This window comes from Pantoea rwandensis, assembly GCF_002095475.1.
GTDB lineage: Bacteria > Pseudomonadota > Gammaproteobacteria > Enterobacterales > Enterobacteriaceae > Pantoea > Pantoea rwandensis.
Map to the genome: position 1 here is coordinate 58049 of NZ_MLFR01000002.1, position 24102 is coordinate 82150.

Genomic DNA, 24102 nt, shown 5'->3' on the forward strand with positions numbered 1-24102 from the left:
GATGTCTCATGAAAACACCATTCGTGAAGAGATATGCCAGACAGGACACAGCCTGCATCGCCGCGGATACACGGTAGGCAGTTCAGGGAACATCAGTGCGAAGCTTGAAGATGGCTGGCTCATCACGCCAACGGATGTGTGCCTGGGCTCTCTTCGCCCGGACATGATCGCCAAAGTCAATCTCGAAGGTGAATGGGTGAACGGCGGGAAGCCCTCCAAGACTCTGAAGCTGCACCGTACCATTTATGAAAATAACGATGCCGTGCGCGGCATCGTACATACGCACTCGACTCACCTGGTAGCGATGACGCTGGGTGAGGTCTGGAGCAAAGAATCAATACTGCCTCCGATTACGCCTTATCAGGTAATGAAGGTTGGCCGTATTCCGCTCATCAGTTACTGCCGTCCGGGTTCGCCGGATGTGGCGGTCCAGGCGGGAGAGCTGGCTCATGATGTGAAGGGGATCATGCTGGAGCGTCTGGGACCGGTTATCTGGGGTACCAGCGTAACAAAGGCAGCTGAAATCCTCGAAGAACTGGAAGAAACCGCAAAACTTTGGTTGATGACCCATCCCAAGCCTGAATCTTTAAGCCAGCCTGCACTGCAGGACCTGTTCGATACGTTTGACTGCCGCTGGTGATGTTATCCCGGCTGAGCAAGTAAATATCAGGAGTGAAGAAATGACACAAGCAGAGTCTAAGGTCGGATCGCTGACCGTTTTCAGTACGCTTGCCGTCCGTGCCCCCTTCGATAACGGCGTAATGGCCGGTTATGAAAAACAAGACGAGCTGAGCTTCGAATGGAGCCCGACGACCGTTATCGAGAGTAAGCTGGCTGAGGGGCTCCATGCGGATATCGTTATTGCTACCGATGAAGCCATTGATCGCCTCATCTGCAAAGGCTTAATCAAGAGCGGGGACTGCTTCCCGCTGGTGACGGCCTACTTCGGTGTTGCCGTACCGCGCGGTCAGAAACGGCCTGATATCACCTCTAAGAAGAAATTCCTTGATTGCCTGTCTTCAGCACGCTCGGTCTCGTATTCCCTGGGTGGTGCAAGTGGGATCTACCTGCAGAAAATAATGACAGAGCACGGGGTAATGTCGGACGTTGAGCCGCGAGCTACAAAAATCTTTCAGGGTTTCACAGGTGAAAAACTGCTCACCGGTGAGGCTGATGTTGCCGTGCAGCAAATGAGTGAACTTATGGTTGTCGACGGGATAGATATTGTCGGACCGTTCCCGGACGAACTGCAGCAGCTGACGCCGTTTACCATCGCAGTGATGAACGGCTGCACTGACTGGATCAACGCTCAGGCATTTATCCATTATCTGCTGAACGATCAATGTCGCGGTATTTATTCAAAAAATGGACTTCAGTGCCGCTGAATTCCTTTAACTGAATGGTAAAATTCATGTCAGAAAGAATCATTTTGCTGCACGCCACGCCTGTTGCCATGCAGCCAATTCATCAAAGCTTTAAAGACATCTGGCCAGAAGCTGAGTTGGTCAACTTGCTCGATGACGGGCTAACCATTGACAGGGCTCTCAGTGAAGAACTCACCCCGGAACTCATTGAGCGTTTCGTCCGCCTGGGACATTACGGTAATGATCAGGGCGCCAGTGGCATTCTGGTTACCTGTTCTGCATTCGGTCCAGCCATTGACCGTCTGAGCCGTGAGCTGGCGGTGCCGATTTTGAAACCCAATGAAGCGATGTTCCGTGCTGCTTTAGCCAGTGGTAAACGTATTGGCATGCTCGCGACCTTCGCGCCGGCTGTTATTACCATGACCGAAGAATTTAACGACTTCGTCGCCGAAATAGGCAGTGATGCCACCCTGAAAACAATTATTGTGGCCGATGCCATCGACCTGCTGCGTAAAGGGGATGTGGATTCACATAACCGTCTGGTCGCGGCGCGTGCACATGAGCTGAGTGACTGCGATGTCATTATGCTGGCACACTTCTCGACGTCTCGCGCTTATGAAGCGGTTAAAGAGAAAATCTCAATCCCCGTGTTGAGTGCACCAGATGCCGCCGTATCCCTGATGCGTTCACTGGTTGAGCAGAAAGAGGAACTTCATTATGTTAATTGGCGTTATTGCTGATGATTTCACCGGGGCAAGTGATATAGCGGTTACTCTTTCAAAAGGCATTCCCGGGGAAGGTGGTCTTAAGACGACGCTTTATCTTGGCACCCCTGATTGCAAAGCAGCTGATGGCGTTGAGGCCGGAGTCATTGCGCTGAAAAGCCGCTCTATCCCCGCGGCTGAAGCCGTATCTCAATCGCTTGCTGCGGCCCGCTGGCTGCTGGCACAGGGTTGTAAGCAGATTGTCTTCAAATACTGCTCTACCTTTGACTCTACTGCTCAGGGCAACATTGGTCCGGTAGCTGAAGCGCTGGCCGCTTTGGTTGACGAGAGAGCTGTTCCGGTATGTCCTGCGTTCCCGTCTATGGGGCGTACGGTATATCAGGGGCACTTGTTCGTTCACGATCGCCTGCTGAACGAATCAGGTATGGAACATCATCCTTTGACACCGATGAAGGATGCGGATATTCGCCGTGTGCTTCAGTCGCAGTCAATCTCAAAATCCGGGCATATTGCCTGGCAGACTGTCAGTAAAGGTGCAGCGGCAGTGCGTGAAGCACTGAATCATGCCTACGCTAATGGCGATACGCTCACCGTAATTGATGCCCTTGATGACGAAGACCTGATCGCCATTGGTGCAGCGTGTTCAGATGCAAAATTGCTGACGGGGGGCTCAGGTATTGCGATTGGCTTACCGCATAATTTTATTAAACGTGGTGAGGCCGCGGGTTCCATAGGTGGCGTGCCTCACATTGATGGTCCTGAAGCTATCCTGGTCGGCAGTTGCTCCAGCACGACACTTCGTCAGATTTCAGAACACGCAAAGTCTCATCCGGTCATGATGGTCAGCGTGGATGACGTGATGACGTCTAAGGTCAGTTCTGCTGAGCTTGTTTCTTTTATTCGTGCTAACGAAGGCAAGTCGCCTCTGGTCTTTACCTCTGGTGATAAGGCTGATGTCGCTCGTGCACAGTCGGAATACGGTCGCGAGAAGGTCTCGGCTACCCTGGACGAGCTCTTTGGTAAAACCGCACTGGAACTGGTCAACAGAGGCATTCGCCGACTGGTTGTGGGTGGCGGTGAAACCTCGGGTGCTGTCGTCAGTGCGTTGAATCTTGGTGAGCTTAAAATTGGTAACGAAATCGATACTGGCGTGCCGGCTCTCGTTTCCCCGGGGGATAAGCCGATCGCACTGGCGCTGAAATCCGGTAATTTCGGCGGATGTGATTTCTTCGCAAAAGCAGTGGACTCATTACGCGGAAAGTAAGAGGTGAATAGCATGGCGGGAAAACTACAGTTCAGCGCTAATCTGAAGTGGCTCTTCACTGAGCTCCCTTTGGAAGAACGCTATGACGCTGCAGCAGCGGCAGGTTTCAAAGCGGCTGAGTTTGCGTGGCCCTACGATTATCCCATTGAACTGTTCTGTAAGCTTCTGAAAGACAGCGGGCTTCGTCAGGTACTTATCAACACTCCAGTCGGTAAGTCGGGAACAGATAAAGCTTCTGGGCAGGCATGCCACCCTGACAGCATCAGTGCCTTCAGGGAAGATTTTTTTGCGGCACTGGAATACGCGAATGGCCTTGATTGCGAATTGATCCATCTTCAGGCAGGCATCCGCCAGAAGGATGTCAGCGAAGCTGCCGCACTTGAAACGCTGATTAATAACGTTAGCTGGGCCGGTGTGCAGGCAAAGAAAAGTGGAGTATCAATCGTACTGGAAGCAGTCAATCTCAATGATATCCCGGGATTTGTTGTGACAACCCAGGCTCAGGCGCAGCATGTTATCACGCAGGCTGGCTGCTCAAATGCGGGTCTGCTCTTTGATATCTATCACGTCCAGAGAAGTGAAGGGGATGTAACGTCTCGAATGAAGGAGTTCTTTCCTTCGATCCATCATGTGCAGGTCGCCGACTCACCGGGCAGAAATGAACCAGGTACCGGTGAACTGAACTGGTCGTTCCTCTTTGAACGGCTGATGCAGCTGGGATATAAGGGCTGGATTGGTTGTGAATACCGTCCTGCAACCAGCACAGTCGAGGGATTGCATTGGCTTAAACCACATAACACTACCAATTTATAAAAATAGCTACTCCGATATTATGTTTGGAACAACATCAGCTTATATCGGAGTGATACAACGTTTTTTTGGGTACGATTATTATGAAGGAGTCTGATAGAGAGAAAGATTTATAATCTTGTTGAAGAAACATGTTCAAAATATCCCAATCATCTATTAAGGAAGTTCGAGCTTGAAGTGGTAGGCCAAACTCTTACATTTCTTTATTAAGCATATATGACGTGTACGTTCAAGCCGTGGTGGCATTTGCCGTCTTGAGAGGGATGCTTAGAGGGGAGGGGGATATGGCAATCCATCCGGTGATAAATTTTCGTTGAGTTCATGCCAATGATTGCCGCGAGAGCTAATACCTGTCTACCTGTCTACCTGTCTACCTGCCGCGTGCGGCGCACGGAGGTGGAGGAAATAGTGCCAAGGTTACGTATCATGCGGCTATCGTTACAACTAAGCTGAATGTTCTTTTGATAAACTTGAGCTTTGGTGGTTGATACATGCAATGCACTGTATTCCTTCTTACGTCCGCATGTAGGGTCATGGGAATGTGCCTCTAAAAGAAATCAGGACCTCACCCTTATATTTTTTTGTTTTAAAATAACAGGTTAACTCATTCAAAGATCGCATAATGTGGTGTTCCAAACCCACCCATAAGTATTTGCGATTAATCACTCAAAGATAATTTCTGGACAGAACAGAAACGACAAGTATAGTGAATGAACGATCATTCATTTTACTGTTCAGTCCATCAGACTGGCTCGGAGTAAAGAACATGAAAAACCTACGCGTGATTTTCCCAATGTGGCAGGGTGGAAATCAGGTTGAATACAAGCAGGGAGCCGAATTTCTGGCACTTATTGCGCCTGAAACAGGTGAAAATACTGAAACGGTAACTGTACCTGTACATGAACCCAGCGCTGATTCGAAAGTTGAGGATGGAATTACAGGACGTGGAGCATTGGAAGCTGAACTGAGCGCTGCACAATCAATTATCACTGAACATGCGCCGGACACTCTATGTGTACTAGGTGGTGATTGCCTGGTTGATCTTGTCCCCTTTGCCTGGTTGAGTGAAAAATATCAAGACGGATTCGGCATCTTGTGGTTAGACACGCATCCCGATGTTATGACACCAGCACAATATCCGAATGCCCATGCCCATGTACTGGGGGCATTGACCGGCAATGGCGATCCTATGCTGACATGCCGCGTTAAGAAAATAGTACCTGAGTCAAAAGTTATGATCGCAGGCATTCATAGTCCAAATGCTTATGAACATGGCTATTTAGAAAAAAGTGAAATCAATTTAGTTTCACCTGAAGAAATGATGACTGGCACACAGCCGCTGACTGAGTGGATTAAGAATGAAAAAATCACTCATCTTGCTATTCATTTTGATTTAGACATCTTAGATCCTAATAACTTCTATTCACTTAACTTTAATAATCCTGAGAAAACGGATAAAGATTTTGAAGGTATCGCTCAAGGTAAGCTGAAGTTAGACGATGTAATTAAATGGATTGCTGTAGCAAGTGAGCAAAGCAATGTCGTAGGCGTTGGAATAACAGAATATCTTCCCTGGGATGCGATAAGATTAAAAGAAGCGCTCAGTAAAATCCCGCTACTGACAGCATAAACACTGAAACAGGATGATTACTCATCCTGTTTTTTTTTGCACCATCGTAAGAATATTCAATTTAATTTCTTTCCTTTCAATAAGATAGTACGCACCAAAATATCCCGCCTACGCACTATTATGCAGCATGCATCTTCCATTCTGAACCGGAAATCCTTTATTTAACGCCATTCTTAGCTTTTATAAAGTTGGCATAAGAGTTGCAAAATACATTCAGGCGATAAAAACGTCTTACCGGCTAAAATTACATGAGATTAATTTCTTAGGGTTATTTAATGCCAGGCAGGGAAAAATAACAATTTTTAAGAGGTTTCAAATGAATAACAAACTACTCGGTCTTATCGCGGTGGCAATGTGTTATGTCCTCATCGGTTCAAGCTATCCCATTGCACAGGAAGCGGTAAGCACAATACCAACATGGACGTTTACGGGGATTACTATATTTATCGGTTTTCTTGTACAGTATCCATTTACTATTTTTAGTGAAAAGACGAAATGGTCGGCGATAAGTTTAAAGGAGTGGACCACTGTCTCAGTGCTGACGCTGCTGGGAAATATCTTGTATACCGTTTTTCTTCTTTATGGAATGAGCGAAACGAATGCTACAACAGCATCTGTGGTATCAAGTTCTGTTCCAGCCTTGGTATTACTTCTTTCATTCATATTCCTGAAGGATAAGTTAAAGGCAAAGATGGTGATGTCGGTAATACTGGCAATAGCCAGCGTTATTATGATGTCTATGCCAGATAATAGCACCGATAGTCACTCATCGGCGTTTGGCCTGATAATGCTTTCTCTCTCGGCGTTATCAAATGCAATCTATGTCATTGTTGCTAAAAAGTTCACCTCGGTTCTTAAGCCATGGACCTTTTCAGCAGCAGTATGCCTTACAGGTGCTATATTTACAGTCCCGATGATGTTCCACGAACTCAAGACCTTTAATGTTTTTTCACTTCATATCAATCAGGTTATTACCATGATCTATTATGGGGTATTCGTATGGGCAGTTCCTATCTATCTTTTCCTTTGGGGGATTAATTATATATCAGCTACAACTGCTGGAATGATGTTTTCATTTATTCCTTTAGCTTCAATTATAACCACCATTTTATTCTTTAATGGCCACGTGAGGCATATTGATGTGATTTCGATATCACTGGTAGTGATTTCAGTCGTAGTTTCAGAGGCCTCATTTAGAAAGAAAAAGGTTCAAAGTGTTTCCAAGCCAGCTTAAAAATAAGGAAAGAATTGTGAATACTAATATTTTTATTTCCGGATTGATCTTGTCCATTTTTCTTATAGCTGGTTGTTCATCTGACAAGGTGAAGATTCCGGTGCCAGAAAAATATGTTGAACTAAACCATGCCCTTACGGATGGGATGATAACTTTCCCCGGTACCAGCATGGTGAAATACCTTCATCCTGAGAATCGATATCCAAATGGTTCACTGGTAGATGGTCTTGCAGTATTAGGCATTTCAGCAACTTACATTGACTCTCCTCATCATATTGATGAAAACATGGGCAATATAAGTACGTGGCCACTATCAAGTCTCGTAAATCTACCTGTTACAGTGATTAAGTTAAGGGAGGGAACGCGGGTATTTGATGTCAAAGATTTTGAGAATGTCGATGTAAAAGGAAAGGCTGTGCTTTTGTTAACTCATCAGGATCGACTTTTCGGTAAGCCTGAGTATATCAAGAATGCACCTTATCTGACGGGGGACGCTGCCGCCTATCTGGTAAAAAAGGGCGCAAAACTGGTAGGGATTGACTCTGTGTTAATTGATAATCCAGATGCGCCAGATGCCTCCATTCCAGCGCATGAAACGCTTCTGAGAAGCAACGTGGTCGTAGCAGAAGATATGACAAATATTGCAAGTGTGGTCGGCCGCGATGCCTATTTGACGGCTGTTCCACCTCGTACGCCTACCACGAGCTTCCCGGTAAGGATATTTGCAGCGATTTATCGCTGATATTGCGATACGACCAATTATCGTCCAGTCCGGGTTTAGGAACCCGGACATAAATTACGAGGGTGAACTAGCCGATGAACAGATGATTGCTTTTAGCGTTTCTTTGAATCCCGGCAGGTCCTTTTCAATGTCAAAAGCGGGGTTGATAGCTTTTCGGGCCATCAACCCATCAATCAGTGAGAAAACCACGATAGTTGCCCTGTCCAGATTGACATTAGAGGGAAATTCACCAGCTTTAACGCCATTCGTGATGAAGTTATGGATGCCTTGCCTTAGAACTATGTCACTCTTAATAAAAGAATCCCTCAGGATGTCATTTCTTGACGATTCAGCCATGATTTCGAGCCAGATATGATTATGATTAGCGGGATAAAATTTACTGTTTGTCAGGCAATAGCGGAACATAACTTCATAGATTCGCTCAAGGTTTGAGCCTGCAAATTTTTCTTCGTAAACACTTAGCGCTATCCGCTGCTCCTCATGCACGATTGCGATGAAGAGCTCTTCTTTACCCTGGAAATAAGTGTACATCGCCCCTTGGCTGATGCCTGCGCGCTTTGCAATTTCCTTGACGCTTGTTGCGGCATAACCTTTTTCAGCAAAACAGTTATAAGCTGCAAGAATCAATTTTTGGTAAGTATCCAATTTTGTCATGAGTTATGTTTATTTTTTACAAACTAATGATATTTCGGTCATCTTAACACTAACTTTTGTTCAAAAGCCATCTTTACTATTTGATTAAATAACGTGATATTATGAGGGGCGCGTCAGTGTGGGTTTTTTATTTATAAATATTAGTGCAGTGCTAGAGTAATAATTCATTTTTACTTTGAAGTAGGGTTATGGGTTTCGCATATTTAATTCGAGGGTGAGTTCTATGTGATTAAATGAATCTTTAAATATCTCTTTTTGTTATTTATTTAGAGGCTTGCGATGAACTCGCCATTCAGTTTCAATGCTTGATGAATAAAGAAAGCTGCTAAAAGTAAAAGAAGGAGCCACTAAAATAAAAATGGAAGATACCACAGATAATTAAAGGAAGGTTTTACGGTTGCCTTCCAAATGTATAATGTTTATGGTTTTTTTATGAAAAAATCCATTTCATAAAGGAAGGAATGCAAGATAAAGATTGATCTCATTAATTTTCTTAGGTTATGAGACCAATCTCCTTTTTTTCTTGCCAGTTATTCAAGGAGGGAAATAAATTCATCCTCAGTCTTACAACTGGAAAGCAGACTTGCCTGCATCTCATCGCTAAGAAGTTCTGCAATCCCGCTTAATACATCAAGATGTTCATTCAACTTCGCAGCAATCACGACAACCAGAAAGGCGACTCTTCCTCGTTCCCATTTAATACCATCTGGAAACTGAAGGAAGTGATAACCAGTTTCGATTACGGTATCAATATTTTTTCTTGCCGCGTGTGGCATAGCAACGCCACCTCCGACCCAGGTTGATGTTTCGTCTTCACGATTTAACAAAGCTTGAGCAAAATTGGGTTTAACTAGACCCCGATTAATTAATGCATTTGCAGCAATTAACAGAGCCTCTGCCCTCGAATCAGCTTTACATCCTAAGGTGATTTCATCTGTTGTAACTTTGATCATTTTTACTCCGACATTGGCCGAGAATCAGATATTAATAATTTGCGTAGCGGACGCGTTAGAATCTGAACTTCTTCTCAATTTCTTCTAAGGATAAACCTTTCGTCTCAGGCAGGTACTTGAATAGCAGTATAACTATAACGACATTACACAAGGAGAAAATGCCAAATGTTGTACCGCCTCCATAAGTACTCAGCATTAACGGGAATGCTGCTTGTATGAAGAAATCAATAATCCACATCATGAATATGGAAAAACCTATTCCCATACCACGAATACGCAGGGGGAAAATCTCTGACATCATGAGCCAGAATACTGGTCCAATAAATGTCTGCATGAAAACCAGGAACAACAGCATCAGTGCCAGAACAATGTAGCTTGCCCCTTCGAAGTTACCTGTAAGGCTCGATACGCCATTTACTTCCTGTATATGAAAGAATTGGTGGAATGCAAAGGCCAGTAATGCCAGTGATAAAGCAACACCCGCTTGACCAATAATAAACATCTTCCGGCGCGATGTTTTAGCAATGATCATGATTCCGACCAGTGTCGCAACTATGGATATAAAACCGTTTGCAACAGCTGCAGTCACTGCAGCGGCATCACCAAGGCCTGTAGACTTAAGAACAGTTGGAGCATAATACATGATTGTATTTACTCCAGTAACGCGAGTGGCCACTACCATCATAAAACCAACAAGCATTAATTGGAAAACCCATTTCCGGCGAATGGCAGTAAAAAATGGCTCTCTCTGAGCATCAGTTTCAGCAATGCGTTTTATTTCCCTTAATTCTTTTTCAACCTGGCCTGGCTCACGCAAACTTTCTAAAACCTCTCTAGCTTTGTCTCCATGTCCTTTATGGAAATAAAATCTCGGTGATTCAGGCATAAATAACATGCCGAGCCAGAGTAGTGCCCCTGGAATCGCGGGTATAGCCAACATAATGCGCCAGTTGTGTGACAGTTCTGGGTAAGCATTGACAATACCAGCGTTGATTGCATAAGCAAGAAACTGACCAGATACGATCATTAGTTCATTGACAGTTACAAGCCTTTCACGATGTTGCTGAGGGGCCAACTCTGAAATATACATTGGTACCGTTACTGATGCACTGCCCACAGCTATACCCAAGATAAACCGGGCAATCAACATACTCTCAACGTCCCACGCGAGTGCAGTAAAGAGTGCACCAAGGACGAATATGACTGCTACCCAAATCATATTTCTTTTTCGACCGTAGCGGTCGGAAAATACGCCACCCAGTAAGCTGCCTATTGCAGCACCGAACATGAGAGAAGAAGTGATAATTCCTTCAGACGTTGGCGTCAAGCCTAGGTCCTTACTCATAAAAAGTAGTGCTCCAGATATAACACCTGTATCGTATCCAAAGCACAAACCACCTAATGTTGAAATTATGGTGATTTTTTTTATTTTTTGTCTGTTGAAGTTTCAGGCGTAGCCTGAGCAGGCTGACTAATCTTACTTTCCATAATATATCCTGGTTACACCGTTATATTTTTGAGGCAGCAAGATTCATTCAATGCATTTGTTAAGCATTGAGTTTCTGAAAGGAATCTTGTTGCTGTAAGCACAGCTTTAATCTATTAGGAGTATAAAAAATATCTGAAACGCGTAAGTCTGGCTTGCGATAAATTGTTATCTGCAACGTTTTTTTATTTATTGTGATTAGGCTCACAAGAAAATTTTAATTTGGCTGCCTCACCATTGTTTAATGATTGTGTTAATGGTTTTCAAATAGTCCACTTCGGGAGATAATGCATTTTTTTAAATAATTTTGGTAACTACTGGGTGCCATGCCTGTTACTTTCTTGAAGATTCTATTGAAGTTGCTTATATTAGAATAACCAACACTATTTGCTATTTCAGTAATGCTTTTTTTAGTAGAAACCAGCAGTGATTGAGCTTCACCAATTCGTCTGAGAATTATGTATTTCTTAGGGGGGTAGCCTGTGAATTTTTTGAATTCGTGTATTATATAAAATAGGTTTGCATCAAATTCATCTGCAATATCTTCTAAAAATATCTCATTCTGGAAATTTTCTTCAATATAATTAAGTATTTTCTCCCCAAAAACATTGTTGACATCAGAGGCATTGCTGTACGATGCGTCGCGAGATGAAAGAGCTAACAATTCTATCAGCTCAGTGAAGGCCGCATGAGAGTTCATGTAATCAACAGATTCTGAATTCCACAATAGGTTGAAATATTCAACCAATAAGTTGAAGTTATCACTGCATTTTATATGGGGAGGAAAGTCTGTAATGACCTCATATTTTAATAATGTTTTTCCCCATGTCTGCGAATCGATTCCTATGCTGTAGATTAGAGAGTTGTCTGAGGTGTGTGTGATTTCATCATGAACTACATTGTTGTTGAAAATAAGAACATCGCCCGGGTTGGCATTGTAATGTTTATCTCCAATTAAATATTTTCCGCCACCCTTAACAATAAATACCACCTCTACACGGTCAGTATGCTTATGCAAGACTCTTGGTACCGAGCTGTCTTTACCTATTAGTCGGCAAATGTATATCAAACCGGGTACTGTTCTGTAAGTGTTAACGGATTTTGATGATTGTAAACTATTTTGAGGTGCGGACATAATCATATGAACCTACCATTTTAATCCTGACTGTTTTTAGAGGCGTACATGACAGCAGGGCGCCTCTCTGCTTAATTTTAATCAACTAAAACGTGGAATATTGAAACGTGTATAAATTCCAAAATCAATAATGGCATTATCAATTTGTATACTTGGTTCAGTTGGTTTGGCAATTTCTAAAGCTTTATCCAACATGGCACGTGGATCCTGCGCTATGACAAAATTCAGCGTTCCGTTTCTTAACAGGGGTATTGTTATGTGATCTGCTTCATGAGAAACGACACAGACCTTTTCGGCCATATCATGTTCCTCAAGAGCTTTTGCGAGCCCGGCATTACCGGCTCCTACGTTGTAAATTGCTGAGATTTCCGGGTAATGCTTAATCAATGATTTCACAGCAATGTAAGTTTGATCTGATAAATCTTCTTTTCCACCAACAGTTACATCAGCAAGCTGTATTTTTGGGAAATATGTCCGGAGATGTGATCTGAAACCAATTTCGCGATCTTCATGGCAGTTAAAGGCATAATCACCCAATAGTACGCCAGCTGTTGGTGTCGTTTCTGAAGAAATCAGTTGTCCTATAAGATGTGCCGCTGCCTGACCCGCCATTCTGTTATCAATTCCAACAAAGGCATCACGACTATCTCCACGTAAATCGGAAATTAAGGTTACAACCCGCTTACCTTTACTTCTGGCCAGTGACAGCACTTCATTAACTCGTTCGTTACTTCTCACTGTGACAATCAGAGGAGTTGCAACATCACGGCATGCTTGTGCCAGTACATCAATAATTTCGTCTTCCTCTTTCTGACTGACATCATTCAGCCCAACAGAAAGCTGTTGATGTTCAATCACTTCATTTAGCAATTGGGTGAGTCCCCGACCCAGTTGCAATACAGCTGGAATGGCACCTTCACCAAGGGCTTTTCCTTGCGCAGGCAGTTCCACCTTTCTATTTAAACGGTCGATTGCATCTTGGATCACCGATTCTGTTCGGGGATGTATACCAGAACGCTTGTTTAGGGCGCGATCAATCGTAGCTCTGGAAAGGCCTGTTTCACGTATCAACTCACTTATCTTAATTCGCCTCATACAACGGGTACCTTGATCAACTAATGTCTCAGATGTGCTCATTTTACACTTATTCCTTTCTCTCTGGTACTGAGTCGATAACGTCTTTGAGGTCGGCTCGAAAACATCATTTAACAGGTTATGGCACAAAAATTGACGATTTTGAATCGCTTTAAATCAGATCATTTCACAAAATAGATACATTTATCTAATAAATATGATCGGTGCCTCATATTTAACCAATGAATTTTGACTCGACTCATTTTAAGAAGGCAGTATCTCACTTGTTGTCACATTATGAGCCTATAAGAGGCGTTATTGAGCTGAGGAGTTGATTATATGAGTCAAATTGAGATAGGTAATGCACCCGACTCTTGGGGGATTTGGTTCCCTTCTAATGATCGGCAGGTATCTTGGAAAGTGTTTCTGGATGAAGTCGCTCAAGCAGGTTATTCATGTATTGAACTCGGGCCGTGGGGGTATTTGCCCACTGACGCTAGCGAACTTCGTCGTGAGTTGGAGAACCGTAATCTCAAGCTGGTCGCATCTACTGTTGGATGCAATCTGCTTAATGAGAGCAGTATTGAACAAATGCTGAGTCAATTACCTGACGTAGTAAAACTGCAAAAATCTCTGGGTGCTGAGTTTGTAGTCTTATTGCCTGCTATGTTCACTGATCTGTTTACCGGTGATGTCGTCATGGACAAAACTCTGACTGCTAAGGAGCGTGCGACCTTCAACAGCAACGTAGAACGTATTGGTAAAATCGTTCATGAAGAATACGGCCTGACGCTCACCGTCCATCCTCACGTCGATTGCCACCTTGAAACAGAAGAAGATATTGAAAGCCTGCTTGAATCTACGTCGCCTGAGCATGTTTCTCTTTGCCTGGATGTTGGCCATCATGCTTATGGGGGTGGTGATGCATGTGCATTCATTAAAAAGCACATTGAACGTATCCCTTATATTCACCTGAAAAACTGTGATGGAGAGGTTCTGGCGCAGATGCGACGCGAAAATTGGTCGTTTGCCTATGCCGTTACCAAAAATATTATGTGTGAACCATGGAAGGGTATGGTCGACTTTAATCAACTGAAAGCCGTACTGGATGAGGTGAATTATCAAGGATATGCAGTAGTTGAGCAGGATATGTATCCAGTTGCGCCTGAGCGTCCTCTTCCTATCGCACGCGATACACGTAAATTTTTATTTGATATCGGGATTGGCTGATTATGAGTAATAAAATTACCGTAGCTTTAATCGGTGCAGGCTTTATCGGTGCATTGCACGCAAGAAACCTTGCCCGGCATCCAACAATTGCTTTGAAATATGTTGTTGAACCATCGGATACGCTGGGTCATAAAGTTTCTGCTGAGACAGGCGCCATCTGGATCACCGATATTGAGGCAGCGTTAAACGACCCGGAAGTACAGGCTGTCTGGATTGCTTCACCAGCTTCCACTCATACGGACCTTATTGGACGTTCAGCACGTGCCCAAAAAGCCGTTTTCTGTGAAAAACCTGTAGGTATGAACGTTGCTGATGTTGACCGTCTAATCTCAGAGTTAGAAAACTATTCCGCACCAATTCTCATCGGTTTTAATCGCCGCTTTGATACCAGTCATGCTCGGCTTAAGGAGATTGTAGACAGCGGTGCGATTGGCGAAGTTGAGCTTGTCGCAATAACCAGTCGTGACCCGAATCCGCCACCGCCAGCCTATATGAAAGCAACGCCCGGTGGAATTTTCTACGATACAATGATACATGATTTTGATATTGCTCGCTGGTTGCTTGGTTCTGAAGTTACTGAGGTTTATGCGACAGCAAGCAGTCACCTTGACGCAGATCTCAACCCAGAAGCAGAATATGATGCAGCGACAGCGACATTAAAGACCGATTCAGGCGCTGTGTGTCAAATATCTGCAAGTCGACGCGCTGTGTATGGCTATGATCAGCGGATTGAAGTCTTTGGATCAAAAGGCATGGTTCAGTCTCTTAACCATGGTAAAACAAACATACAAATTTATGGTGCAGAAACCATTAGCTCTGAACCGTTGAAAAATTTCTTCACTGACAGATATGCAGACGCTTACGTAAATGAAATCGATCGGTTCGTAGCAGCATTCCTAAAAGAAACCACCGATTATCCGAATGTGTGGGATGGTCGTGAAGCACTCAATCTCAGTATGGAAGCCCTCAAGTCGGCGAAATCTGGGGTTCCTGTCAAAATTTAAATACTGATCCAGTTCCAAATATGGCCATTTATATTTATGGCCATTTATTTTCTTCAATTATTTTTAATATATTGTGGCTTATTTAAATTATCTTGATATATTTATAATGAGTTTCATTTGAACTCAGCACGCAATATTTAACTTCTGTTATTGGCAGTAACTTCAGGAGGTTAAAGTGCATGCCACTAGTTAAAGAACCAATGGCAAACTGTGACTTTAAAGTAAACATAGCGGCGCTAGTCTCAATCCGATCGCCAGACGCCTGCCAGTTTATGATATTAAAGCAAAGCGGCAGTGCCTTTATGCTTCCCGAGAGAGCAAGATACCTTTAACCAGGAATGAGATATCCGCAATGATGCTGCCATCATGACGCCAGGCGCAGTAATGGCAGCAAGCAATGCCGGATACGTTACCATCAAACAAGCTGGCCAGTCGTCACACCGGAGGAGTGCGCTTCGTCAGGCAGTGGCTGAAGGGCAGAGTTCTGTAGTTACTGAAGCGAAAGAATCCAACGCGAGCGATGTTTCACCCCTCCTGCTGTTGCGGGCGATTGTGGTTGAATCATCATTTTGGTTTCTCAGCCTAGCGATACGGTAACAGAACCCACTGCGGCCCTTGAAAGTAAACGCGTGTAGCCCTGCTCGAATTCATCTATTGGCCAAGAACTATCAATAATTGGATTCAGGGCACCGGAGAAGGCCAGTTTACTAAGTTTTCTCAGACCTTCAGCAGCCTGCTCGCGGGAATCTGCATGCAGCGAATAGCCTTCAATAACTCTTTCGCTGGCAATCATGTCAAGGAGATCAAGAGATACACTGCGGCCACCAGTAAAACCGATGGAAACTACTCGGCCACGGCGTCGTGTAGCTTGAAAAAGAAGCCCAAATAAATCCCCACCCACCGGGTCAAACGCAAGGTCTGCACCCTGTCCGCTGGTCAGCACTCTTACCTCGCTGACAACATCTTGAGCGGTCCAGTTTATAACCGCAAAAGCTCCGGCATTCATCGCAGCGTCTTTTTTATGTTCGGATGAAACCAGTGCAATTGGTTTTGCGCCCAGCGCAACGGCAATCTGTACAAGCGCGCTACCAACCGAACCGGTCGCACCTGAAATAAGGGCGAAATCCCCCTTCTTTATCTGACCAACGCGAACTAACGCGTTCAGAGCGGTGAGATAGTTAACGGTCAGTGCTGAACCCTGGTGCAGGTTCATGCTGTCAGGAATATTCATAAGGCGCCAGTCATCTACCACCACCCATTCCTGAAACAGGCCGTCTTCAGTTATCCCCAACTCCGCTGAACCATAAATGGCTACGCGGCAGCCTTTAGCATATGAATCACTTTCTTCCACAATGCCTGCGCCCTCATTGCCCATCACGAGCGGTATGGGAATTGCACCAAATCCGCCCATGCGGATGGTATTTGAAAGCTGGTTGATGGTGGCGGCTTGCATTCTAATTAGAGAAGTCCCTTCGCGGCGTTCTGGCTTGTTGCGTTCTTCAACCTGCATAACGGGTTGTTTACCCGTTTGGCGTGTCACTATCGCTTTCATTTTAGTTACCTCGTTATGCTCATTCTGATGTGAGGGGGCGTTTCGTGCTGGCTTTTTGAGCGGATTACCAGCGGTTAAGAACTCAAGGATAGAGGTTGAGGCTGGAAGAAAAAGTGGACAGAGTTGTCATCTATGTTCATTAATATGGATAATCAGTTTTCTGGGCAGAGATCATGAATCAGTTATTGGCTATGCGCGCGTTTGTTCGTGTCGTTGAGGCGGGCTCATTTAATCGGGCGGCTGACCAGATGGGAATGCCCCGGTCCAGCCTAAGTAAGCTGGTTAGCGATCTTGAAAAGCATCTCGGTACTCAGCTCATACACCGCACGACCCGAACCATTTCAGTGACCTCGGAGGGGATCCAGTATTTCCATCAAGCGGAACGTATTATTTCCATTGTGGATGCCGCTGACGGGGCTGTTAGGGGAAAAAAGCAAAGGCCTGGCGGTCATCTGCGCATTGATGCTCCCGTCTCTTTTGCCCACAGTCTGCTCATTCCCGCTCTGCCTGATTTCCACCTTGAATATCCGGATATTACTGTTTCACTTGGGATAAACGACAGGACGGTTAACATTGTTGGTGAAGCCGTTGACTGCGCCATCCGTGCCGGTAAGCTTCAGGATATGACAATGATTGGTCGAAAATTATTCGATCTAGAGTATGTCACCTGCGCATCGCCCGCTTATCTTGAAAAGTGGGGTGAGCCAAAAGATCCTGAAGATCTGAAACGTAACCACATGCTGGTTAGTTACTTTTTCGCTGCCTCAGGCAAACCAGAACCCCTAATTTTCAATGCAGGCCGGGAGACCCAGGAAATCTACGGCAGCCAGTTTGCTGCGAATGAGGGAGATGGGGTGATTCACATGATTCTGGCAGGGCTGGGAGTAGGGCAACAATTGCGTCGCTTCGTGCAGCCCCAGATTGATGCGGGAAAAATGGTCCCAGTTCTAAATCGTTGGAAGCGGCCCTTACTGCCTTTTCACCTGGTTTATCCGCCTAACCGCCATCAGAATGCGAGGCTTCAAGTTTTCGTGAACTGGATGATTGAGCAGTTTGGCAGTTATTCATCGACACTTTAATTTCCACACGATAATGGTTCATCCCAGTGGACTGAGATGACAACTCCGCCCACTTTTCCAATCTTCCGTCACGCATGTTTGTCCCTGAAACTTGATATTTATCAGTAACAGTACATAAGAAGCTTTTTGGACATACCTTCAAACGTTGCCGAATTGAACCGGTTCTGAAACAAACCATATGTGATTTCTTGTCTTGTGCTCGTCTTATCCTGCTAGAAAAAACGCATGTCATTTCTCTAAAATTTAGAACTTTAAAAATCTTTTTTTGTTCTAACTGAACGCCATGTCCTCATTATAGGTGTTCGGATCGAATCGATTTAAAATGAACAATTTCTCAGGTGATTATTAATGGCATAACGCTAACCTTTATAATTATAATGAAAAATACATGTAAAACAACTAGTTGGATGGTTTTTCTGTTTTTTTAATGTAGTTGAGGTTGATAACGCATATATCTTAATCATCAAAATTAAAAACAATTTGAGAAAGGTTAACTTAGATTGAAAGGAGTAAATTTTCACAATCTCACTTTTTTGCTTATAGGCTGATATAACACCAATGAAACTATGGCTATTGCACCGAGTGGTATTTAAAATTCAACTGCTATTTCTTGCTTTTAAGTGATCGTGATCACCAAATGCTATACCTTAGCGAAAATTAATGTGAATGTTGTGAACAGTGACGCAATTCCTTTCTTGACAATTGACTCGTATTTCAATTGCTGATTATTTAGAAGGCATGAGTTAACAGGCATGAAACAAGAAAGCACCATTGCTTAACTTGAAACAAACATAGATAAGCTGTGATTCATAAGGAGGCCATATGTCATCTGTGAATGCTGTTTTAATTTTGCCTGTGTTTATATTCACAATGATTAATAGCATTTTCAAAAGTGATCCCGATGCTGAATTTGCTGGTTAATGTTTTATTTTCCATTTCAGGTTAACAAGCCATCAATTAAGTGAGATTAAAAAATGAGCAAATTTTTATCCGGTAAAACCTGTATCGTAACTGGCGCAGCGCGCGGTATAGGTAAAGCTGTTGCGGTAAAATATGCACAGCAAGGCGCCAATGTAGTAATTATCGATTTAAACAAAGAAGCCATTGAAGCTGCTGCGCAGGATATTGAGTCTTATGGCGTAAGCGTATTGCCCTTGGCCGTTAACGTCGCTTCTGCTCAGGAACTTAATGCTGCATTCGATAAAATCGAGAGCGCTTATGGCACGGTCGATGTGTTAGCCAACTGTGCTGGAATTTCGGTTTCTAAATTATTGGCCGATCTTAGTGAAGAAGAGTGGGAACGCGTATTCAACGTTAACCTGAAATCAATCTTCCTGCTGAATAATCTGGCCGCGAAGAACATGATTAAAAACGGTGTAAAAAACGGGAAAATTGTCTCTATCTCTTCCCAAGCCTCAAAAATTGGTGAAGTGGGCAATGGCCCTTACTGCGCATCAAAAGCTGCACTAAATTCATTGACTCAGGTATTTGCGCTTGAATTAGCGGAGCACGGAATTTCTGTAAATAGCGTGTGTCCTGGTTACGTTGATACAGAAATGCTGCGTGAAGTGTTGCAAAAACGCAGTGTTGTTGAAGGCAAAGCGCCGGATGAGTATGAAAAACAGCTGATGGCACAGGTACCAATGAAGCGCCTGGCTTCAGCCGAAGAGATCGCTGAATTTATGTTGTTCCTCAGCAGCGAAGGTGCGAATTACATTACTGGCACATCAATGACCATCGCTGGTGGCAAAACCATCATCTAAGCGCCTGGAGGCATCATGAAATTAGGCTTAGTCACTGACTGTCTCGGCAATTTATCATTTAATGAGATGGTAAAAACCGCCGCTGAACTCGGATATCAGCAGCTCGAACTAGCGACAGGCAACTGGTCGCAGGCACCGCATGTTGATCTTGATAACTGGCTGACCAGCGCCGCTACGCGCCAAAGCGTGCAGGAAACGCTGGCAGAACATCACGTTGAGATCTGCGCGTTTAACTGCTCAGGCAATCCTTTAGCGCCAAACGAAGAAGGCCGTCAGCACAACATCGTCACTGAGAAGACGTTCCAGTTGGCTGAATTGATGGGCGTGAAAGAGATCGTGATGATGTCTGGATTGCCAGGCGCAGCGCCGGGTGAAACCGTGCCAAACTGGATCACCACCTGCTGGCCCGCGCGTAACGCCGAGATTCTTGAGTGGCAGTGGAACGAGATCGCGATTCCTTACTGGAAAAATTTAGCCAAGCTCGCTGAACAACACGGCATTGAGCGCATTGCGGTGGAAAACCATCCGGCACAGTTGGTGTATAACCCCGAAACGTTCCTGAAGTTGCGCGAGCATGTGGGCGATCGCATTGGCATGAATTTCGACCCAAGCCATCATTTCTGGATGGGCGGCGACCCAATTCGTACCGCGCGTGCTTTGGGCAAGGCGATTTATCATGTCCATGCCAAAGACACTCGTATCGAACGTGGCGTCGCGGAAATTAACGGCTATTACGAAACCAAATTTTTTGACCGTACGCCAGAGCGCTCATGGAATTATGTCGCACTTGGGCATGGACATGATGTTAGTTGGTGGAAAGAGTTTTTCTCAGTGCTGAAAATGTCGGGCTTTACCGGTAATGTCACACTGGAAAATGAAGATTTGACGATGGATTCCTATACCGCCTTAGTCAAAGCTACTAACGTATTAAAAGAAGCCTTACCTGCACGATTCTAATAACAGCATGACTGGTTCTGAGCGACTAAACTCGCTCAGAATTCCTACCCTACTGACCAGGAATACATTTATGTTTGATCAGGCTGAGCATAAACGCTATATGCGAAAAATCATCGTCATCGCTACTTTTGGTGGTTTGTTATTTGGTTATGACGTTGGTGTAATTAATGGTGCTTTGCCCTATATGGCAAAAAGCCTCGGACTAAATTCACTTTCAACGGGTCTAATTACCAGTGCCTTATTAATGGGGGCCGTATTTGGCGCAATCTTAGGTGGTAAGTTATCTGACCTTGTTGGACGCCGAAAAAATATTCTATTTCTTGCACTGCTGTTTTTCGTTTCTACACTTGGGTGCAGCATAGCGCCAGATATTCAAACCATGATGGTTTGCCGTTTTGTACTTGGATTTGCTGTTGGGGGCGCGTCCGTAACCGTGCCGACCTATTTGGCCGAAATGGCCCCTGCACAAAGTCGTGGACGAATGGTGACTTGGAATGAATTGATGATTGTCGGCGGTGTGTTAATTGCCTTCATTTCCAATGCTGTGCTGGGGATAACATTAGGTGAAAATGAGCATGTATGGCGCTACATGTTGGCATTGGCAATGATCCCTGCGGTTTGCTTGTTCTTTGGCATGCTAACAGTGCCGGAAAGCCCACGCTGGTTGGTTAAGCAAGGTCGTGAAGCTGAAGCGAAAAGTGTGTTAGAACGCATTCGTGATGAACATACTGCTGGTATCGAACTTTACAACATCAAACATGCAATTTCCCATGAGCAGCAACTGGGCAAAGTGAAATTCCGAGAACTGAATATTCCGTGGATTCGCCGTATCATGCTGATTGGTATCGCGGTTGCCGTGTTCTCACAGACCACAGGCGTTAACTCCATCATGTACTTTGGCACCGAGATTCTTCGTGATGCCGGGCTTGAAACATCAGCAGCTCTGATTGGCAACACAGCATTTGGCTTGATTTCCGTACTCTCAACCTTCGCCGGAATCTGGTTGTTGGACCGCGCCGGACGTCGCCCGATGATGTTAGTCGGCCTGGCAGGTACAACTGTTATCTTACTGGTGATTGCCATTGCCACCTCCATGCTGGCAGGCAATCCAGCGATGCCATACGTGGTGCTGACATTAACCGTTATCTTCCTGGCGTTCATGCAGGGCGCAATTGGCCCGGTTCTGTGGGTCACGTTGTCGGAAATTTTCCCGCTGCGTATTCGTGGCGCAGGCATGGGAATCAGCGTCGCATTTCTGTGGATCACCAACTTCTTCATTGGTCTGACATTCCCAATGATGTTGGAAGGATTTGGGCTTTCCGGTACCTTCTTCGCCTTTGCCGCAATTGGCGTGGTGGGCTTCATCATCATGAAAATGTTCTTCCCGGAAACCAAAGGGAAGTCGCTGGAGGAGATCGAAGAGTCCTTCAAACAGCAGTATGGTGTGAGCAATCATAGCTCTCAGCATGAGATACTTCAGGAAGCTCAGAAGTAATTAAATTTGTGGCCTGATACCGCGTCAGGCCACACGTGTTTTAGTTTATAGTGTGAATGCTGTGAGTTAATTGCGGAGACCTACACCAATGATGATGTACTGCTTTGAAAACGATTCTTTCTTCTCCCCTGACGGTGACTCATCTCTTCCACAGTTACTGTTCGTTTGCAAAACCGAAGGTGAAGAGTCTGCCATTCCACGTGTCATGCATAAACACAATGAACGACTGGAGTTGATGTTTATCGTACGAGGCAGCGGCGATTACATCATTGGCGATCGCACTTACATGGCACAGCAAGGTGACATCTTAGTGTTTGATGCTGGTGTAGTGCATGACGAGCGCCCACATCTCAGTGAGGATTCTTTAATCTACAGCTGTGGCATCAAAAATCTGCGATTGAGTGATTTACCTGAAAACTCCCTAACTAGCAGTCAGCAGGCTGCAGTCGTGTCCTCAGGATTACAATGTGACAATTTGAAAAGCATGTTCGATATTCTTGCGCACCAATGTTCGCAGAAAGAGGCTAACTATGGTGCGGTCTCTCAGCACTTGCTATCAGCCATTGTGGTGCTGTGTAAGAATCTGTTCGATGCCCAGCATCAACTGATGAATACGCCAGAAATGAGCTTGGGGTTGCGCATCAAAGCCTTTATTGATGAGCACTACATGGAAAACATTAGCCTCGATTCAATCACTGATGAAGTCGGCATGAACCGCTTTTATCTCAGCCACTCATTTAAGAAGTTTGCCGGTTATTCGCCGAAACAATATTTAATTCGCCGTAGAGTCGGTGAGGCGCAGTCATTATTATTGGCCACCAGTCACAGTGTCAGTGATATTGCCTGCATGGTTGGCTACGACAATGTGAATAACTTTCACAAGATCTTTAAACAGGTAGTGGGTATGCCGCCAAGCCAATACAAACATATTTGGGGTGGTGATGCCAATCCAGAAGCGGCAGAGATTAGCCGCATTCCTTAATAATAGGCTTGGCGCTATTTTTTCTGCGCCAGCCAGAATTTTTTATAACGCACGGGTGACATGCCAACTACATTGTTGAAAATCCTGTGAAAATTATTGATGTTATCATACCCCACCTCGCTAGCGATTTCTGGCAGGCTCAGTTTTGTGGTCAGAAGTAACGATTGTGCTTCGCCAATACGCATGCGAGTTAAGAATTGCTTTGGTGGATAGCCAACGTAATACTTAAATAACCTATTCAGCAAAAACTTATCCAGGTTAAGCTTTTCAGTAATGTCATTGAATAACAGACCTTGCTTATAGTTATCTACAATCAAGTCTCTGACTTGATGGACAACTTCAGACTCCAGACGTTCTTCTTCGTCATGTTTATCCATCCAGATGCTTTTGCAAATATTTAGCAGCGCATTGAGTAGATGCGTGGCGACTTCATTCGAATAGCTTGTTGTACTCAACGTATATTCCGATATCTGGTGAAATATCGAATGAATTGCTTCATATTGACTGCCGCTTGGCATAACAGCCAATTGCGTTCTTTTGGTCAGGTTATTTAAAGGCAATCCGGTAATGCTCAGCCTGTCAACGCCGCAACTCAAAATTTCCAAGTCTGCAGAAGGGGTTGGATTTTCATCATGCAATACACCGCTATTAAATATGAGAATATCACCTTTCGTGACGTCATACCTTCGACCATCAATATTAAAAGTCCCCCCGCCTCGAACGATGAACATTAATTCAAAACGTTCTTCATGTTTGTGCATGGTGCGCGGCATAGCAGCGTCTTTTCCAGAAGCCTTGCAGACAAATAAAAGCCTGGCGAGTGAACCAAGGCTTTCTTCATTCGTAAGATTTTCATTATTTAAACAGAAGGTGATCATGCTCTAAATATCCGAAAGTACTTTGTATTAAGATAATTGTCCTGGCTGCATTTTTCAAGCGGGATGAAGCGAAAGATGAGCCGTTCTGTTC

22 protein-coding genes are annotated in these 24102 nt (G+C 44.6%); 15 read left to right on the forward strand and 7 right to left on the reverse strand.

Annotated features, from left to right (window positions below):
* The first annotated feature begins 1 nt into the window (after window position 1).
* The 8 genes from otnC (at window position 2) to HA51_RS04075 (ending at window position 7769) form a co-directional block, all read left to right on the forward strand.
* Entirely contained in the window at window positions 2–640 is a 639-nt protein-coding gene (gene otnC, locus HA51_RS04040) for a 3-oxo-tetronate 4-phosphate decarboxylase (RefSeq protein ID WP_084932211.1), read from the forward strand.
* Window positions 641–680: 40 nt separating this feature from the next.
* Window positions 681–1385, forward strand: coding sequence for a molybdate ABC transporter substrate-binding protein (locus HA51_RS04045; RefSeq protein WP_084932213.1), 705 nt, complete (start codon window positions 681–683; stop codon window positions 1383–1385).
* Window positions 1386–1411: 26 nt separating this feature from the next.
* Window positions 1412–2104, forward strand: a complete 693-nt coding sequence (locus HA51_RS04050; RefSeq protein WP_084932215.1) for an aspartate/glutamate racemase family protein — start codon at window positions 1412–1414, stop codon at window positions 2102–2104.
* Entirely contained in the window at window positions 2082–3353 is a 1272-nt protein-coding gene (gene otnK, locus HA51_RS04055; RefSeq protein ID WP_084932218.1) for a 3-oxo-tetronate kinase, read from the forward strand. The genes HA51_RS04050 and otnK overlap by 23 nt, the downstream gene beginning before the upstream one ends.
* Before the next feature lie 12 nt (window positions 3354–3365).
* On the forward strand, window positions 3366–4166 hold the full coding sequence (locus HA51_RS04060; RefSeq protein ID WP_084932220.1) for a hydroxypyruvate isomerase family protein: 801 nt from the start codon (window positions 3366–3368) through the stop codon (window positions 4164–4166).
* Between the two features lie 763 nt (window positions 4167–4929).
* Window positions 4930–5793: an arginase family protein gene (locus tag HA51_RS04065; RefSeq protein ID WP_084932222.1), complete on the forward strand. Its 864-nt coding sequence runs from the start codon at window positions 4930–4932 to the stop codon at window positions 5791–5793.
* A 316-nt stretch (window positions 5794–6109) separates the two neighbouring features.
* Entirely contained in the window at window positions 6110–7027 is a 918-nt protein-coding gene (locus HA51_RS04070; protein WP_084932224.1) for a DMT family transporter, read from the forward strand.
* A gap of 16 nt (window positions 7028–7043) precedes the next feature.
* The gene (locus HA51_RS04075) at window positions 7044–7769 is read left to right on the forward strand and encodes a cyclase family protein (protein ID WP_245840149.1); all 726 of its coding nucleotides are present in this window, start codon (window positions 7044–7046) and stop codon (window positions 7767–7769) included.
* A gap of 54 nt (window positions 7770–7823) precedes the next feature.
* On the opposite strand, the gene HA51_RS04080 is transcribed toward HA51_RS04075, so the two are convergent.
* The 5 genes from HA51_RS04080 to HA51_RS04100 form a co-directional block, all read right to left on the reverse strand.
* Complete coding sequence (locus HA51_RS04080; protein WP_084932227.1) at window positions 7824–8423, reverse strand: TetR/AcrR family transcriptional regulator; 600 nt, start codon at window positions 8421–8423, stop codon at window positions 7824–7826.
* A gap of 530 nt (window positions 8424–8953) precedes the next feature.
* On the reverse strand, window positions 8954–9376 hold the full coding sequence (locus HA51_RS04085) for a PTS mannitol transporter subunit IIA (protein ID WP_084932229.1): 423 nt from the start codon (window positions 9374–9376) through the stop codon (window positions 8954–8956).
* A gap of 55 nt (window positions 9377–9431) precedes the next feature.
* Window positions 9432–10805, reverse strand: coding sequence for a sugar porter family MFS transporter (locus HA51_RS04090; RefSeq protein ID WP_084932231.1), 1374 nt, complete (start codon window positions 10803–10805; stop codon window positions 9432–9434).
* A gap of 310 nt (window positions 10806–11115) precedes the next feature.
* Window positions 11116–11997, reverse strand: coding sequence for an AraC family transcriptional regulator (locus HA51_RS04095; RefSeq protein ID WP_158087354.1), 882 nt, complete (start codon window positions 11995–11997; stop codon window positions 11116–11118).
* 81 nt (window positions 11998–12078) lie between these two features.
* Window positions 12079–13134 (reverse strand): substrate-binding domain-containing protein, encoded by a 1056-nt coding sequence (locus HA51_RS04100; protein WP_084932236.1) that lies wholly within the window; start codon window positions 13132–13134, stop codon window positions 12079–12081.
* A 276-nt stretch (window positions 13135–13410) separates the two neighbouring features.
* Here HA51_RS04100 and HA51_RS04105 point away from each other — a divergent pair, with 276 nt between their 5' ends.
* Both HA51_RS04105 and iolG read left to right on the forward strand, forming a co-directional pair.
* The gene (locus tag HA51_RS04105; RefSeq protein WP_084932239.1) at window positions 13411–14301 is read left to right on the forward strand and encodes a sugar phosphate isomerase/epimerase family protein; all 891 of its coding nucleotides are present in this window, start codon (window positions 13411–13413) and stop codon (window positions 14299–14301) included.
* Between the two features lie 2 nt (window positions 14302–14303).
* On the forward strand, window positions 14304–15305 hold the full coding sequence (gene iolG / locus HA51_RS04110) for an inositol 2-dehydrogenase (RefSeq protein ID WP_084932242.1): 1002 nt from the start codon (window positions 14304–14306) through the stop codon (window positions 15303–15305).
* A 577-nt stretch (window positions 15306–15882) separates the two neighbouring features.
* On the opposite strand, the gene HA51_RS04115 is transcribed toward iolG, so the two are convergent.
* On the reverse strand, window positions 15883–16857 hold the full coding sequence (locus tag HA51_RS04115; RefSeq protein WP_084932245.1) for a quinone oxidoreductase family protein: 975 nt from the start codon (window positions 16855–16857) through the stop codon (window positions 15883–15885).
* A 173-nt stretch (window positions 16858–17030) separates the two neighbouring features.
* Here HA51_RS04115 and HA51_RS04120 point away from each other — a divergent pair, with 173 nt between their 5' ends.
* From HA51_RS04120 to HA51_RS04140, 5 genes are all read left to right on the forward strand, one after another.
* Complete coding sequence (locus tag HA51_RS04120) at window positions 17031–17936, forward strand: LysR family transcriptional regulator (RefSeq protein WP_084932247.1); 906 nt, start codon at window positions 17031–17033, stop codon at window positions 17934–17936.
* A 974-nt stretch (window positions 17937–18910) separates the two neighbouring features.
* Window positions 18911–19699: an SDR family NAD(P)-dependent oxidoreductase gene (locus HA51_RS04125; RefSeq protein ID WP_084932249.1), complete on the forward strand. Its 789-nt coding sequence runs from the start codon at window positions 18911–18913 to the stop codon at window positions 19697–19699.
* A 15-nt stretch (window positions 19700–19714) separates the two neighbouring features.
* Window positions 19715–20656, forward strand: a complete 942-nt coding sequence (locus tag HA51_RS04130) for a sugar phosphate isomerase/epimerase family protein (protein ID WP_084932252.1) — start codon at window positions 19715–19717, stop codon at window positions 20654–20656.
* Between the two features lie 7 nt (window positions 20657–20663).
* Entirely contained in the window at window positions 20664–22151 is a 1488-nt protein-coding gene (locus tag HA51_RS04135; protein ID WP_281253412.1) for a sugar porter family MFS transporter, read from the forward strand.
* A gap of 88 nt (window positions 22152–22239) precedes the next feature.
* Complete coding sequence (locus tag HA51_RS04140) at window positions 22240–23133, forward strand: helix-turn-helix domain-containing protein (RefSeq protein WP_084932257.1); 894 nt, start codon at window positions 22240–22242, stop codon at window positions 23131–23133.
* Window positions 23134–23147: 14 nt separating this feature from the next.
* On the opposite strand, the gene HA51_RS04145 is transcribed toward HA51_RS04140, so the two are convergent.
* A complete protein-coding gene (locus HA51_RS04145; protein ID WP_084932259.1) occupies window positions 23148–24011 on the reverse strand; it encodes an AraC family transcriptional regulator in 864 nt (287 codons plus the stop codon).
* Window positions 24012–24102: the final 91 nt, after the last annotated feature.